The organism is Streptomyces muensis (assembly GCF_021474425.1).
GTDB classification, from domain to species: domain Bacteria; phylum Actinomycetota; class Actinomycetes; order Streptomycetales; family Streptomycetaceae; genus Streptomyces; species Streptomyces muensis.
This window is the reverse complement of the sequence record NZ_JAKEIP010000042.1, coordinates 16592-30134: the sequence shown is the minus strand read 5'-3', so window position 1 is coordinate 30134 and position 13543 is coordinate 16592. Positions and strand designations below refer to the sequence as shown.

13 protein-coding genes are annotated in these 13543 nt (G+C 71.8%); 8 read left to right on the top strand and 5 right to left on the bottom strand.

Annotation, left to right across the window (positions count from 1 at the left end; translation table 11 throughout):
* Nucleotides 1-72: 72 nt before the first annotated feature.
* Together L0P92_RS13915 and L0P92_RS13910 are read right to left on the bottom strand one after the other, a co-directional pair.
* Nucleotides 73-1827, bottom strand: a complete 1755-nt coding sequence (locus L0P92_RS13915) for a fatty acyl-AMP ligase (RefSeq protein ID WP_234762926.1) — start codon at nucleotides 1825-1827, stop codon at nucleotides 73-75.
* 339 nt (nucleotides 1828-2166) lie between these two features.
* Nucleotides 2167-2403 (bottom strand): hypothetical protein, encoded by a 237-nt coding sequence (locus L0P92_RS13910; protein ID WP_234762925.1) that lies wholly within the window; start codon nucleotides 2401-2403, stop codon nucleotides 2167-2169.
* 293 nt (nucleotides 2404-2696) lie between these two features.
* Between L0P92_RS13910 and L0P92_RS13905 the strand changes: the two genes are divergently transcribed.
* The 6 genes from L0P92_RS13905 to L0P92_RS13880 are packed head-to-tail and all read left to right on the top strand — an operon-like array spanning nucleotide 2697 to nucleotide 8048.
* Nucleotides 2697-4181: an ATP-binding protein gene (locus L0P92_RS13905; protein WP_234762924.1), complete on the top strand. Its 1485-nt coding sequence runs from the start codon at nucleotides 2697-2699 to the stop codon at nucleotides 4179-4181.
* Nucleotides 4178-4600, top strand: a complete 423-nt coding sequence (locus L0P92_RS13900) for a roadblock/LC7 domain-containing protein (protein WP_234762923.1) — start codon at nucleotides 4178-4180, stop codon at nucleotides 4598-4600. Before L0P92_RS13905 ends, L0P92_RS13900 begins: the two co-directional genes overlap by 4 nt.
* Nucleotides 4597-4959 carry a DUF742 domain-containing protein gene (locus L0P92_RS13895; protein WP_234762922.1) on the top strand — a complete coding sequence of 121 codons (363 nt, stop codon included), beginning with the start codon at nucleotides 4597-4599 and terminating at the stop codon, nucleotides 4957-4959. The genes L0P92_RS13900 and L0P92_RS13895 overlap by 4 nt, the downstream gene beginning before the upstream one ends.
* Nucleotides 4931-5563, top strand: a complete 633-nt coding sequence (locus tag L0P92_RS13890) for a GTP-binding protein (RefSeq protein WP_234762921.1) — start codon at nucleotides 4931-4933, stop codon at nucleotides 5561-5563. The genes L0P92_RS13895 and L0P92_RS13890 overlap by 29 nt, the downstream gene beginning before the upstream one ends.
* Complete coding sequence (locus tag L0P92_RS13885; RefSeq protein WP_234762920.1) at nucleotides 5560-6798, top strand: cytochrome P450 family protein; 1239 nt, start codon at nucleotides 5560-5562, stop codon at nucleotides 6796-6798. Before L0P92_RS13890 ends, L0P92_RS13885 begins: the two co-directional genes overlap by 4 nt.
* Nucleotides 6795-8048 carry a cytochrome P450 family protein gene (locus L0P92_RS13880; RefSeq protein ID WP_234762919.1) on the top strand — a complete coding sequence of 418 codons (1254 nt, stop codon included), beginning with the start codon at nucleotides 6795-6797 and terminating at the stop codon, nucleotides 8046-8048. The genes L0P92_RS13885 and L0P92_RS13880 overlap by 4 nt, the downstream gene beginning before the upstream one ends.
* A gap of 126 nt (nucleotides 8049-8174) precedes the next feature.
* Here the strand turns inward: L0P92_RS13880 and L0P92_RS13875 are convergent, their stop codons facing one another.
* Complete coding sequence (locus L0P92_RS13875) at nucleotides 8175-9707, bottom strand: helix-turn-helix domain-containing protein (RefSeq protein WP_372497260.1); 1533 nt, start codon at nucleotides 9705-9707, stop codon at nucleotides 8175-8177.
* 181 nt (nucleotides 9708-9888) lie between these two features.
* Here L0P92_RS13875 and L0P92_RS13870 point away from each other — a divergent pair, with 181 nt between their 5' ends.
* Nucleotides 9889-10509, top strand: a complete 621-nt coding sequence (locus L0P92_RS13870) for an L-threonylcarbamoyladenylate synthase (RefSeq protein ID WP_234762918.1) — start codon at nucleotides 9889-9891, stop codon at nucleotides 10507-10509.
* A 146-nt stretch (nucleotides 10510-10655) separates the two neighbouring features.
* The gene (locus tag L0P92_RS13865; protein ID WP_234762917.1) at nucleotides 10656-11411 is read left to right on the top strand and encodes a dienelactone hydrolase family protein; all 756 of its coding nucleotides are present in this window, start codon (nucleotides 10656-10658) and stop codon (nucleotides 11409-11411) included.
* A gap of 55 nt (nucleotides 11412-11466) precedes the next feature.
* Here the strand turns inward: L0P92_RS13865 and L0P92_RS13860 are convergent, their stop codons facing one another.
* Both L0P92_RS13860 and L0P92_RS13855 read right to left on the bottom strand, forming a co-directional pair.
* Nucleotides 11467-12081 carry a dihydrofolate reductase family protein gene (locus L0P92_RS13860; protein WP_234762916.1) on the bottom strand — a complete coding sequence of 205 codons (615 nt, stop codon included), beginning with the start codon at nucleotides 12079-12081 and terminating at the stop codon, nucleotides 11467-11469.
* Nucleotides 12078-13301, bottom strand: coding sequence for an MFS transporter (locus L0P92_RS13855; protein WP_234762934.1), 1224 nt, complete (start codon nucleotides 13299-13301; stop codon nucleotides 12078-12080). Before L0P92_RS13855 ends, L0P92_RS13860 begins: the two co-directional genes overlap by 4 nt.
* Between the last annotated feature and the right edge of the window lie 242 nt (nucleotides 13302-13543).

Sequence of the window (13543 nt, the reverse complement as noted above, 5' to 3'; positions counted from 1 at the left end):
GTACGGCTGCTGGGGCCGCGGCCGGGCGGCGGACACGCGGGCGTACGACGCCCGGCCGGGCGGTGTCAGGTGTCAGCTCGGGTCGGGTGCGGCTACGGCGGCGAGGGTGCCGTTCAGGTAGGCCGCCCGGGTGGCGTGGCGCTGGATCTTGCCGCTGGACGTCTTGGGGATGGTGCCCGGCTCGACCAGGACGACGTCACGCACCGACAGGCCGTGGGCCTCGCCGATCTCGCCGCGGACGACGTCGGTGATCTTCTCCCTCTCGGACGCCGCGTCCGGGGCGATCTCGGCGACGACGACGGGCTGTTCACCGCCGGTGCCTCCCTCGTCTCCCCCGTCTCCCACGTCTCCGCCGTCGACGGAGAACGCGGCGGTGCAGCCGGGGCGCAGGGCCGGGTGGGCCATTTCGGCGGTCAGTTCCAGGTCCTGCGGGTAGTGGTTGCGTCCGTCGATGACGATGAGGTCCTTGAGGCGGCCGGTGACGAAGAGTTCGCCGTCGTGCAGGAACCCGAGGTCGCCGGTGCGCAGGAAGCGTCCCTCGTGGCCGGCGAGGGTGGCGCGGAAGGTCTCGCGGGTGGCGAGGGCGTTGCGCCAGTAGCCCTTGGCGACGCTCGCGCCGCGCAACCAGATCTCGCCGACCTCGCCGTCGGGCAGCTCTTCGTGCCGCTGGGGGTCGGCGATGACGACGGTCACGTGCCGGCCGGGGCGGCCGCAGCTGACGGTCGCGGCGTCGGCCTGGCCGGCGTGCGGGCCGGATTCGGCGGGCCGCAGGAGGGTGGGCGCGGTGTGGGCCGTGCTGCCGGTGACCATCAGGGTGGCCTCGGCGAGGCCGTAGCAGGGGTGGAGGGCCTCGTGGCGGAAGCCGGCCGGCGCGAAGGTCTCGGTGAAGCGCCGCAGGGTGGCGGCCCGGACCGGTTCCGCGCCGTTGACCGCGACCTTCCAGCTGCTGAGGTCGAGGCCGTCCAGGAGCCCGGGGCCGGCGTGCTTCAGGCAGAGTTCGTACGCGAAGTTGGGGCCGCCGCTGGTGTGCGGGCGGTAGCGGCTGATCGCGGTCAGCCAGCGCTCGGGCCGCTGGAGGAAGTGCAGCGGCGAGAAGAGCGTGGCGGTCACACCGAGGTAGGCCGTGTTGAGGACGGGGCCTATGAGGCCCATGTCGTGGTACACGGGCAGCCAGCTGACGAACATCTCGTGGCCGTACTCCTCGATGGTGTCCGGCGTGTGGCCCATGGACTCGGTGAGGATCCGCTCGTTGTCCAGCAGGTTTCCGTGCGTGACCATCACGCCGCGCGGGGCGGAGGTGGAGCCGGAGGTGTACTGGAGGAAGGCGACGGAGTCGGCGGTGAGGTCGGGCTCGCGCCAGGCGGCGGACATCTCGTCGGGGATGTCCTCGGTGGCGACACGGGTGATGTCGGCGAGCTCGGGCAGCTGCTCGGCCATGCCGGCCAGGGCGGTGATCACCTCGCGGTCGCCGAGGATCACCATGGCGTCGGCGTCGGCGATGAGCCGCTTCATCCGGATCAGGGCCCGGTGGTTGTGCGCGCGGCCCTGCGGCGGGACGCCCGGTACGGCGACGACTCCCGCGGCGAGGCAGCCCAGGTAGCCGCTGATGAACTCCAGGCCGGGCGGGTAGAGCAGCATGGCGCGGGTACCGGCCAGGCCGCGCTCCTGGAGCCAGGCGGCGACGGCTCGGGATCGGGCGGCGAGACGGCCGTAGGAGATCTCCTGGATCTCGCCGTCGCAGTCGCCCGTGACGAGGTGGCGGTAGGCGGTTCGGTCGGGGTGGTGCGTGGCGTGCTGGGTCAGCAGATCGACCAGGGATCGAACCATGTGGCGAGTCTCACCTGTCTGGATCGGTGGGCGAGGAACTGGAGTTCGAGAGCCAGGCACTGGATGGGCGCGGCAGCCTCGGTCGACCCGGCCCCCACCCGTCCCCCGTTGGCTTGCTACCGGCGAGTAGCACCATAGCAACTCCGTTCGGTCGACGGGCCGAACGGATGTAAACCCTACGTGTCCAAAGGGCGTTCGCGAAGCGACGCATGCCACACACGGTCCGTCACGACTTCCGACCCGACGAGAACACGGACCGACACACGGACGGACAGACGAAGGCCCGGACACCGGCAGCGCGGTGCCCGGGCCTCGAACGGCCGCTCGGTCAACCGCCGTTCAGCCGCCGTTCAGTCGCCTGCGCAGCAGCGTCTTGCCCAGCTCCGCGCCCTTGCGGCTGTCCGCCTGCGCCTTGCGGAACAGGTCGGCCACCTCGGTGTCCTTGCCGCGTTCCGCGTCCTCGATGTAGGTCTCCAGCCGCAGCGCGTTGCTCAGGCACGCCTCCACGTACCAGATCAGGTTGTAGTCCTTGTCCTGTGTACCGGTCACGCCACCGGTCTCGGTGCCACTGGTCATTCCGGGCCTCCTCCGGCGTGGTCGTTCCTGGGCTCGCCGAGTACCCGTCGTCCGACCGGGCACACACCGTGTCGATCGGGGCAGACATCCGCGTCAACTCCCCCATGTTGTACGTCAATTCAGACAGTCCGCGCAGAAGCGAGCAGAGTCCCGGCAGTTTCGAAACGAAGTATCGATCGACCGTGCGAGACCGGTCGATGACGGTGTGTACTGTGCTCCGAGCGCCTCGCCCCACGGCCGTGGAACCAGCCCTGCCCGACTGTCCCCGATCCGACTCCTGGGAATCCGACTCGATGATCGAACTACCGGACCTGGCGACCGGCGGTCTCGCCGTCGGCATGCTGTCCGCGCTCGCCCTGGGCGGCGGTCTGCTGCGCGCACAGCGGCAACAGGCGAAGCAGCGTGCCGAGATCGAAGCGTTGCGCCGCCAACTCAAGGGCGTGCTCCAGGCGTTCACGGCCGAGGTGGAGCACCTGGCGCAGCAGCGCGTTCCCGCCGCCGCCCGGCAGCTGGCGCACCCCCATGTCACTGTGCCGGGGCCGCTGCATCCGCAGACCGCGGGCTCCGCCCTGGACCTCGCCCTGGAGCAGGTGCTGACCGGGCTGCGCACCGAGCTGGCCACGCAGCGCACGCGCATCGACGCCGCCGCACAGGCGGGCATGCGAGGGGCGACACGCGAGATCCAGGCGGCCCTCTACCGGCTCCAGGACGCCCTGCGCCAGCTCCAGCAGAAGTACGACGACCCGGAGTTGGCGCAGACTCTGTTCCAACTGGACCACGAGAACGAGCAGTCGCTGCGACGAGCTCAGGTCGCCGCCGTGGTGTGCGGGGCCTGGGTCGGGCTCGCCCGCGAGGAGTCGCATCTGGTGGAGGCGGTGACCGGCGGTCAGGCCCGGCTCGCGGGCTACCACCGGGTCCGGGTCCACAACCACCTTGCCGCGGGCACCGGGCTGGTGTCGCACGCGGTGGAGCCGGTCGCGATCATCGTCGCCGAACTCCTGGACAACGCCCTGCGGCACTCCGCGCCGGACACGGACGTCGTGGTCAACCTGGAGCACGTCCACCACGGCGTCTGCGTCACCGTCGACGACTCAGGCCTGGGCATGACCCAGGACGAACGCGCCCGCGCGCAGCGCCTGGTGGCGGGGGCGGAGCCGATCCTGCTCACCGACCTCGGCGATCCGCCGCGCATGGGGCTCGCCGCGATCGGACAGCTGACCCGGCAGTTCGACCTGAGCGTGGACCTGTCCTCGCCGTCGCCGTACGGCGGAGTCCGGGCCGTGCTGCTGGTCGACAGCCACCTGCTCAGCGCCATCGACCCGACCGAGCGGCCGCCCGCCGCGAGCGCGCCGCGCTCCACCCGGAAGGCCGCCCGCGACGAGGCACCCGTCGAGCCCCGGGCCGAGGCGTCCGGCACCTCGCACGACTACGGCGCCGAGCAGGACGACGAAACCGCCGACGCGGTACCCGGGCATCACGCTCCACGCGACGCCGGTGGTCTGCCCCGGCGCCGGCGCCGTACGCGCGTGGCCGCGGCGCGGGAGGTGCCCGAGGCGCGGCCCGCGACACGTCGGCCGGAGCAGGCCGCCGCGGCACTGGGCGCGCTCCAGGCGGGGACCGCAGCGGCCCGCGCCGAGGACGGTCAACGCACCGACGACGATGCCTCCGCCGCCGTGCCGGAGACCGGGCGAGCGGCCGACGAGAACCGTCAGACCGAACAGAGCGACCAGACCGACCAGACCGACCAGAACGTCCACGAAGGGGGAACGGCTCGATGACCAGCCGCGATACGGGAGACACGGCGTGGGTGCTCGAACCGATCCTGGAGGTGTCGCACGTGGTGGCCGCCGTACTGCTGACGCGGGACGGGCTGGTCACCGGGTACACGGACGCCCTCAGCCAGGCCTCGGCCGAGCGGGTGGCGGCGATCACCAGCACCGTGCAGGGGGCGTGCCGTACGGCGGCCGCCGCGTTCGCCGACCGGGACCGGGCCGAGGTACGGCAGGTCGTCATCGAGTCGGACCACGGTTATGTGCTGATCGTGCCGACGGACCACGGCACGTGCGTGGCCGCCTACGGGGACGCGGAGGTGCGCCTGGACCTGCTGGCGCACCGGGTGCACTCGCAGGTGGCGAGACTGGGCGAGAAGGCGATGGCCGCGGCGGCCCGTCATGCCGACGGCGGCGCACCGGTATGACGGGCCGCCCCGGCGGCCGTCCCCTGGTTCCCGCGTATCTGTCGACCGGTGGCGTGGCCCGGCCCAGCCGGCCCCAGCTGGAGCGGCTGTCGGTGCTCACCGGCACCGGCACGTCGCCGCCCACCGGTCTGCCCGCCGCCCAGCTCGCCCTGCTGGACGCCCTGGACGACGGTTCACTGACGGTCGTGGAGGCCGCGGCGCTGCTGCGGCTGCCGGTGTCGGCGGTGCGGGTCCTGGCCGGCGAACTCGTCGACCGGGAGCTGGTGCTGGCCCGCGCGCCGATCCCGCCCGCCGGACGCTTCGACCCCGACCTGCTGGAGAGAGTGGCCGATGGCCTTCGCGCCCTCAAGCACAACTAGCCCCCGACCGGGCACGACGCGGGGCATCCATCTGCCCGACACCGCCCGTGACCTGGTCAAGATCCTGGTCGCCGGCCCGTTCGGCGTGGGCAAGACGACCCTGATCGACTCCGTCTCCGAGATCCGGCCGCTGCACACCGAGGAGCCGCTCAGCGAGGCGTCCGCGCAGGTGGACGATCTGGCCGGGGTGCGGGACAAGTCGACGACCACCGTCGCCGTCGACTTCGGCCGGATCAGCCTGCCGGGCGGGGTCGTGCTGTATCTGTTCGGCACGCCCGGGCAGGAGCGGTTCCGGGCGCTGTGGGACGACATCGCCTACGGCGCGCTGGGCGCTCTCGTGCTGGTCGACAGCCGTCGGATCGACGCGTCGTTCGACGTGCTGGGCCTGGTGGAGGAGTCGGGGCTGCCGTACGCCGTCGCCTTCAACGCCTTCCCGGACGCGCCACGGCACCACACCGAGGAGCAGCTGCGCGCCGCCCTGGACCTGGAGGTGGGGACGCCGATGGTGACGTGCGACGCGCGCGACGCCGGCTCGTCGGTCGACGCGCTGCTCGCGCTGGTCCAGCACCTGATCGACCGCAACGCTTCGGAGGACTCCCGGTGACCACCGACACCCCCGACCGGCAGGCCTTCACCCGCTCGGCGCCCGTGCGGCTGTGGGAGGACGGCTTCGCCCTGGACCCGTACCGCTACTACGCGGCGCTGCGCGCGCAGGGGCCGATCGGCTGGGCGGAGTTGGCTCCGGGCGTGCCCGCGTACGTCGTCACCGACCGGCAGGCCGCGCTGGACCTGCTGCACGACACCGAGACGTTCTCGCACGATCCGCGGCCGTGGGAGTCGACGGTCGCCGACGACTCTCCGATCCTGGGCATGATGCGCTGGCGGCCCAACACGCTGTTCGCCGACGGCGCTGCCCACGTCCGGTACCGCACCTCGCTGATCGACACGTTCGACCTGATCGAGCCGCACGACCTGCGGGCGCGGGTGCACCGGGCGGTGCGGGTGCTGGTGGGCCGGTTCGGGCCGCGGGGCGAGGCCGATCTGGTGGGGGACTTCGCGCGACCGCTGATGGCGCTGGTGTTCAACAACCTCTTCGGTCTGCCGGACAGTCAGAGCGACCGGCTCGACGGAGCGTTGGGCAAGATGATGGAGGGCGGCGCCGAAGCGGCCGAGGGTGAGGCGGAGTACGGCGGTTACGTACTGGAGCTGATCGCGGCCAAGACCGAGCGCCGGGGCGACGACCTGCCGAGCCGGCTGCTGGACCACCCCGCCGGGCTCACGCCCGAGGAGGTCACCTGGCAGGTGTTCCTCACCCTGGGCGCCGGGCACGAGCCGACGGCCAACCTGGTGTCCAACGCGCTGTCCCGAATCCTCGGCAACCCGCTCTACTACTCCACTCTCACCAGCGGGGCCCGCCCGGTAATGGACGCCGTGGTCGAGGTGCTCCACCACGAGACTCCGCTGGCCAACTACGGCATCCACTACGCCCGCAACCCGGTGTCCTTCCACGGCACCTGGCTCAGGGCCGCGGTGCCGGTGGTCGTCTCCTACGGGGCGCTCGCCCACTTCGCCGAGCAGGAGGTCACCGAAGGCCGGCACCCCAAGGACGCCTCGCATCTGTCCTGGTCGGCGGGCCCGCACGCCTGCCCGGTGCGACAGCACACGCTGCTCATCGCCACCGAGGCGATCGAGCGGCTCACCCAGTGGCTGCCCGACCTGGAGCCGGTGCTGCCCCGGGCCCTGCTGACCTGGCGGCCCGGCCCCTTCCACCGCTCGCTGACCTCCCTGCCCGTCCGGTTCAGCCCCCGCTCCCCCGACCAGCCAGGAGTGCCCTCGTGACCGTGACCGACCGCACCGACCGCTTCGCCATCGACCCGTTCGGCTCCGACATCGCCGCCGAGAGCGCCCGGCTGCGCGCCCTCGGCCCGATCGTGCCCGTGGAGCTGCCGGGCGGCATCCCCGCCTGGGCGCCCACGGGTTACGACATCCTCAAGGAACTCATCCTCGACCCGCGGGTCAGCAAGGATCCCCGGCTGCACTGGCGGCTGTGGCCGAAGATCGGCGAACACCCCTCCTGGGGCTGGATCCTGGGCTGGGTCGGCGTGGTCAACATGCTCTCGACGTACGGCCCCGACCACGCGCGGCTGCGCAAGCTGGTCGCGCCGAGCTTCACCCAGCGGCGCACGGAGATGATGCGCCCCCGCGTCCAGGCCATCACCGCCGAGCTGCTCGACGCCCTCGACACGCTCGACGACGGCGGGTCGGGGGGCGAGTCGGCGGTGGATCTGAAGGCCGGGCTCGCGCATCCCCTGCCCATGCGGATGATCTGCGAACTGTTCGGCGTGCCCGAGGAGTTGCGGGAGGCCACCCGCACCCTCATCGCCGCGATCATGGACACCACCGACCCGTCCCCGGAGCACGCCGCGTTCGTGCAGGAGCAGATCGGTACGGTGCTGGGGTCGCTGATCGCCCATCGCAGCGAGCACCCCGGGGACGATCTGACGACCGAGCTGATCCGGGTGCGCGACGAGGACGGCGACCGGCTCAGCGGCGAGGAGCTCGTCTTCACCCTGCTGCTGGTGATCGGCGCCGGCTTCGAGACGACCGTCAATCTCATCGGCAACGCGGTCGTCGCCCTGCTGACCCACCCCGAGCAGCTGGCCGCCGTACGCTCCGGGGAGATCGGCTGGGACGCGGTGATCGACGAGACGCTGCGGGTGCATCCGTCGATCGCGTCGCTCCCTTTGCGGTTCGCCGTCTCCGACATCGAGATCGGGGGCGTGACGGTGCCGGCCGGGGACGCCATCATCACGACGTTCGCCGCGGCGGGACTGGATCCGTTGCACTACGGGCCGGAAGCGGACGGCTTCGACGCGTCGCGCGGGGCGGACGACCATCTGGCGTTCGGGATCGGGGTGCACCGGTGCATCGGCGCCCCGCTGGCCCGCGTCGAGGCCCGCACGGCACTTCCCGCGCTCTTCGACCGCTTCCCGGACCTGCGGCTGGCCGTCGACGAGAAGGAGCTGCGTCAGGTGCCGTCGTTCATCGCGTTCGGCTGGCAGGAGATTCCGGTGCGGCTACGGGCCTGAACGAAGTACACACGCGGGGACGCGACCGGTCCCCCGTTCCGGTCGTGCCCCCGCGGGAAGTCGAACCTACGTCTGCGGCGGAGCGCTTGGGTATCGCGTCGATGCCCGATGCGCCGCCGCCGGGACTCACTTGTGCACAAGTGAGTCCGGAAGGCCCGGTTTCGTCGTCGGCAGTGCGGGCTGATCCAGTTCCCCCACCGCGAGATGGGCCAGGACGACCTCGTACAGGTCGCTGCCGCCGGCGAGGAGCTGGCGTTCCAGGACGGGTTCCGCGCTGCGGACGTGCTCGCGGACGGTCTGGGCGTGTACGCCGAGGGTCTGCGCGGCGCGTTCGGCGTTGCCGCCCTCGGCGATCCAGGTGCGCAGGGTGCGGCGCAGGTCCCGGGTGTCCTTGTCCAGGCGGGCGAGGACGTCCTGTGCCCAGGTGTGCATGGGGGGTCCGGAGAGCAGATCGCGCAGCGAGGCCCGGCCCTGCTCCGGCGTGCCGTCGTCGGCGGGGGCGTCGGCGAGGCTGACCTGGGTGTTGAGCGCGAGGTGGACCACGGCGCGGGCGGTCAGGTCGGAGAAGTCCGTGCGCAGGAGGGCTTCCACGCGTTCCATGCGGGCACGGACGGTGTTGCGGCTGACGCCGAGGACCTTGGCCGCGTTCACGGCGGTGAACTCCAGGCCCAGCCGGGTCGTGGCGAGCAGTTCGGCGCGGGTGTGGTGCGCCAGGGTGTCGAGCGGGTGCAGCAGCCGGGCGGCCCAGCCGCGCAGGGGCGCCGGGTCGATCAGGCGCTCGGGGTGGGTGCGTTCGGCGTACACCGCCGCCTTGTCGGGACGGAAGTGGGCGACGGCCAGGGCACTGACGGCCTGACCGTACGCGGTGGCGGTGCGGGCCAGGCTCTGCCGGGCGCTGCCGCCTATGAAGGTGCGGGGCCGCGGGCCGATCAGCGAGCGCAGTTCCCCGGCCTCCCCTTCCCCGGGCGTCACGACGATGACGTGCTCGTCCACCGCGGGACAGAGCACGACCAGTGCCCGCTCTCCGGTCACCTCCAGGCATTCCTCGGCAAGCCGGTCACGCTCGTCGGCGGGGCTCTCGACGACATGGACGCAGGCGGTGTCGGTGTCGAGCAGACCGGGCCAGAGGCCGGCGGCGACGCGGCGGGCGGAGACGGTGTCCTCCACCATCAGCAACTGAAGGATGGCCAGGCGCAGATCGGAGGTCGCCTGAGCGAGCCGGTGTCCGGCGGCGGTCGTCTCACTCGCCTTCAGCAGGAGTTCGATGACCTGGACGGTGTGCGTGACCATGTCGGAGGCGCGCCGGTCGAAGGGGGCTTCCCGCGACACCGCGAGCACTCCGGCCGACGCCGGGTTCGGGTACGCCACCCTGACCAGCCGCAGGTGGCGGCCCTGGCCCTCCCAGGCGGCGGAGGCGATGCGGCCGGCGGCGACGGCCGCGACGAGGGTGTCGTCCAGGTCCGGGCGGGTGCCCGTGAGCAGGGTGCCGGTGTCGTCCTGCAGTGAGGCGGTGCCCCGCACGGCGTCGGCGAGCCACGCGACGACCCGGCCGACGTCGCGCCCGTTCGGCCGCAGGTGCTCCAGCAACTCCTGCGCCCACACCGAGGTGTCGGCGCCGCCCATCCCCGCCTGACGAACCCCGTCCTCTCTGCCAGCCACGTCGGCCTTCACCTCGTCCTGCACTTCACTCACGGCATACCGCTCGGGACGTTACCTCACCCGTGCGCTGCGGCAAGTCGGCGCTCGCGTCCGGGAACGGTTTCCCGGGAACCCGGCGCGCATTCCACCGGCCCGCCCGGGCCTGCATCGCCGAGGCGGCCGCAGGGCATAGGCTCGTCGAATGGCGAAGTACTTCGACGTGCACCCCGACAACCCTCAGTCGCGCACCATCTCCCAGGTCGCCGACAGCGTCCGCTCCGGTGCGCTCATCGCGTATCCGACGGACTCCTGCTACGCGCTGGGCTGCCGGCTGGGCAGCCGTGACGGCATCGACCGGATCCGGGCCATTCGCCGCCTGGACGACCGGCACCATTTCACCCTCGTCTGCCAGGACTTCGCGCAGCTCGGCCAGTTCGTACGGGTCGACAACGACGTGTTCCGCGCGATCAAGGCGTCGACGCCCGGCAGCTACACGTTCATCCTGCCCGCGACGAGGGAGGTGCCGCGCATGCTGCAGCATCCGAAGAAGAAGACGGTCGGCGTGCGCATCCCCGACCATGTCGTCACCCAGGCGCTGCTCACCGAGCTCGGGGAGCCGCTGCTGTCCAGCACGCTGCTGCTGCCCGACGAGGACGAGCCGATGACCCAGGGCTGGGAGATCAAGGACCGGCTGGACCATGTGCTGGACGCGGTGGTCGACTCCGGGGACTGCGGCACCGAGCCGACGACGGTGATCGACTTCTCGGGCGGCGAGGCCGAGATCGTGCGGAAGGGAGCGGGCGACACGTCCCGGTTCGAGTAAAGCGGCCGGTAAAGCGGCCCCCAAGCCGTCCTCAAACGGGAGGGGGTGCCATGGGTCGTTGAATGCTGCATGAAACCATGTGCGCGACCCGGTTCCACCGGGTCGGCGACCCGTTCGCCGTGAACCGCGCAGAGAGGCAGCCCCCCATGACCTCCGTACAGGGCACCGCCGTGGACATCCCCACCGAGGACGGCACCGCCGACGCCTATCTGACCCACCCCGCCGACGGCGAGCCCCGTCCGGCGGTTCTGCTGTACATGGACGCCTTCGGTCTGCGGCCGCAGCTGCGGGCGATGGCGGACCGGCTTGCCGAGGCCGGGTACACGGTGCTGGTGCCGAACGTGTTCTACCGTCACGGGCGCGCCCCGGTGTTCGAGTTGCCCGAGTTCATCGATCCCGGGGCCCGGCCGGAGATCTTCCAGAGCATCATGCCGGTCATGCAGGCGCTGACGCCCGAGGCGGCGATGCGGGACGCGGACGCCTATCTGTCCTGGCTGGCCGACTGCCCGGTGGCGGCCGACGGGCCGGTGGCGCTGACCGGTTACTGCATGGGCGCCCGGTTGTCGCTGCTGACCGCCGGCACGTTTCCGGACCGGGTCGCGGCGGCGGCCGGCTTCCACGGTGGCCGGCTCGCCACCGAGGAGCCGGACAGCCCGCACCTGGTGGCCGAACACATCACCGCCGAGCTGTACTTCGGCCACGCCGACCAGGATCCGTCCCTGCCCGTCGAGCAGATCGAGCGCCTGGAGAGCGCGCTCACCGAGGCCGGGGTCCGGCATCGCTGCGAGGTCTACCCCGGGGCGGGGCACGGTTTCACCCAGGCCGACACCGCCGCCTACCACCGCGAGGGCGACGAGCGGCACTGGGCGGCGCTGCTGGATCTGTTGAAGCGGACGTTCTGAGCGACGGGCCGGGACGACCACCGGTTGTCGGCTACCGGCTGTCGACGGCGCCCGGTCATTTCACGAACCGGTACTTCAGGTGGGTGGCGAGAGGGGTGTCGACCACCCGGACCGGTTCGAGGCGCCGTGGCCCGGCGCCCGGTCCCTCGAAGAGCCGCAGGCCGTCGCCGAGGAGCGCGGGCACCACGTGCAGTTGCAGCTCGTCGATGAGGCCTTCCCGGAGGAACTGCCGCACGGTGCTCGCCCCGCCCGCGATATCGACGTTCCGGTCACCGGCGGCGGCCTTCGCCTGGTCGAGGGCGTTGTGGACGCCGTCGGTGACGAAGGTGAAGGTGGTGCCGCCCTCTTTCACCAGGGTCGGCCGGGGACGGTGGGTGAGGACGAAGACCGGGGTCCTGAAGGGCGGGTTGTCGCCCCAGAACTCCTCACCCGTGTCGTACATCATCCGCCCCATGACCACCGCGCCGGTGGCGTCGAACCACTCGCGCATCAGCTCGGAGTCCCGGTTCTCCTCCCCACCGGCCATCCCCTGGCGCTCCCGCCAGCTCGCCAGGTTGTGGATCCACTCGAAGAGCGGCTCGGCGCCGTTCCCTCCGGGGTTGTCGAGGGTGACATCGGTGCCGGCGATATAGCCGTCGAGGGAGATGGCCAGGTCCGCGGTCACGATCACGATGGGTGCTCCTGGTTCTTCGGGTGTACTGCTTTCACCCTCACGTCGATCGGGGGCCGCCGCTTTCGACAGGCCGCACACGCCGCGACAGTGATGACCGCCGTCGCGGTCAGGACGATCCCGGCGCCGACGTAGAGCGGTGCCGTGTAGCCGTACCCCGCTGTGATCGCCAGGCCGCCGAGCCAGGCGCCGAGGGCGTTGCCGATGTTGGAGGCCGAGACGTTGGCGCCGGCGGCGAGTGCGGCGCCGTGGGCGTGGTCGGTGACGCGGGTGATCAGGCCGGGTACGGGGGCGAAGCCGGTCAGGCCCAGCAGGAACACGAGGATCACCGACGCGAGGGTGCTCTCCGCGAGGAGACCGAACGCGGTCAGGGTGACGGTGAGGGCGAGCAGGGAGAGGACCAGGGTGCGGTCACGGTCGTGGTCGGCCGCGCGGCCGCCGATCAGGTTGCCGACGACCAGGCCGACGCCGTAGACCATCAGCAGCCAGGCGACGTCCGCCGAGGAGAAGCCGCCGACCTCGGTGAACGTGTAGGCGATGTAGCTGAAGGCGCCGAACATCCCGCCGTAGCCGAGCGCGGTGGCCGCAAGGGTGAGCCAGACCTGCCGGGACCGGAATGCCCGGAGCTGGGCCCGCAGGCCGGCGGGCGGTGCTGTCGGCGGCAGTGCCCCGTCCACTCGACCCGGGACGAGGGTCACGATTCCCGTCAGTGCCAGCACGCCGATCGCGGTGACCGCCCAGAAGGCGGCCCGCCAGCCCCAGCGTTCCCCGACCAGTGCGCCGAAGGGCACGCCGAGCACGTTAGCGACGGTCAGTCCGGCGAACATGACGGCCACCGCGCGGGACTTCCTCTCCGGCGCGACCATGTCGCGCGCGACCAGTGAGCCGATCCCGAAGAACGAGCCGTGGCAGAGCGCCGCGACGATCCTCCCGAGCATCATCACCGGATAGCTCGGCGCGACGGCCGACAGCAGGTTGCCGACGACGAACAGCACCAGCAGGCCCACCAGGACCTGCTTCCTCGGCAGCCGTGCCGTCGCCGCGGTCAGCGCGATGGCGCCGATCGCGACACTCAGCGCGTACCCGGAGATCAGCCGGCCGGCCGTCGCCTCGGACACCGCGAAGCTCGCCGCCACCTGCGGCAGCAGCCCCGCGATCAGGAACTCGGTCAGCCCGATGCCGAATCCGCCGAGCGCCAGTGCGACGAGTCCGCTCGGCATGCGTGGCCGTTCGTTCGCGCGGCCCGGTAAGAGGAAATCCGTGTCCCCGGCCCTGAATTCGCTCATGGTCCCCACCTTCACGGGTGGTGGCGGATCCGCCCATGGACAAAGATCGACGGGCCCTTGGACGGAAGTGACAGCCCTGGCCCGGGTGTGCGAAGCGGATGTGCGGCGCCGGAGGGGTGAGCGCAAGCTGGAGGGGGACCCGTCCCGAACCCGTCGCGACCGTGAGCGGTGCCCTC

Bases quoted from the DNA above. Each gene is read 5' to 3' on its own strand.
- L0P92_RS13915 (WP_234762926.1), bottom strand. From the start codon at position 1,827: ATGGTTCGATCCCTGGTCGATCTGCTGACCCAGCACGCCACGCACCAC.
- L0P92_RS13910 (WP_234762925.1), bottom strand. From the start codon at position 2,403: ATGACCAGTGGCACCGAGACCGGTGGCGTGACCGGTACACAGGACAAG.
- L0P92_RS13905 (WP_234762924.1), top strand. From the start codon at position 2,697: ATGATCGAACTACCGGACCTGGCGACCGGCGGTCTCGCCGTCGGCATG.
- L0P92_RS13900 (WP_234762923.1), top strand. From the start codon at position 4,178: ATGACCAGCCGCGATACGGGAGACACGGCGTGGGTGCTCGAACCGATC.
- L0P92_RS13895 (WP_234762922.1), top strand. From the start codon at position 4,597: ATGACGGGCCGCCCCGGCGGCCGTCCCCTGGTTCCCGCGTATCTGTCG.
- L0P92_RS13890 (WP_234762921.1), top strand. From the start codon at position 4,931: ATGGCCTTCGCGCCCTCAAGCACAACTAGCCCCCGACCGGGCACGACG.
- L0P92_RS13870 (WP_234762918.1), top strand. From the start codon at position 9,889: ATGGCGAAGTACTTCGACGTGCACCCCGACAACCCTCAGTCGCGCACC.
- L0P92_RS13865 (WP_234762917.1), top strand. From the start codon at position 10,656: ATGACCTCCGTACAGGGCACCGCCGTGGACATCCCCACCGAGGACGGC.
- L0P92_RS13855 (WP_234762934.1), bottom strand. From the start codon at position 13,301: ATGCCGAGCGGACTCGTCGCACTGGCGCTCGGCGGATTCGGCATCGGG.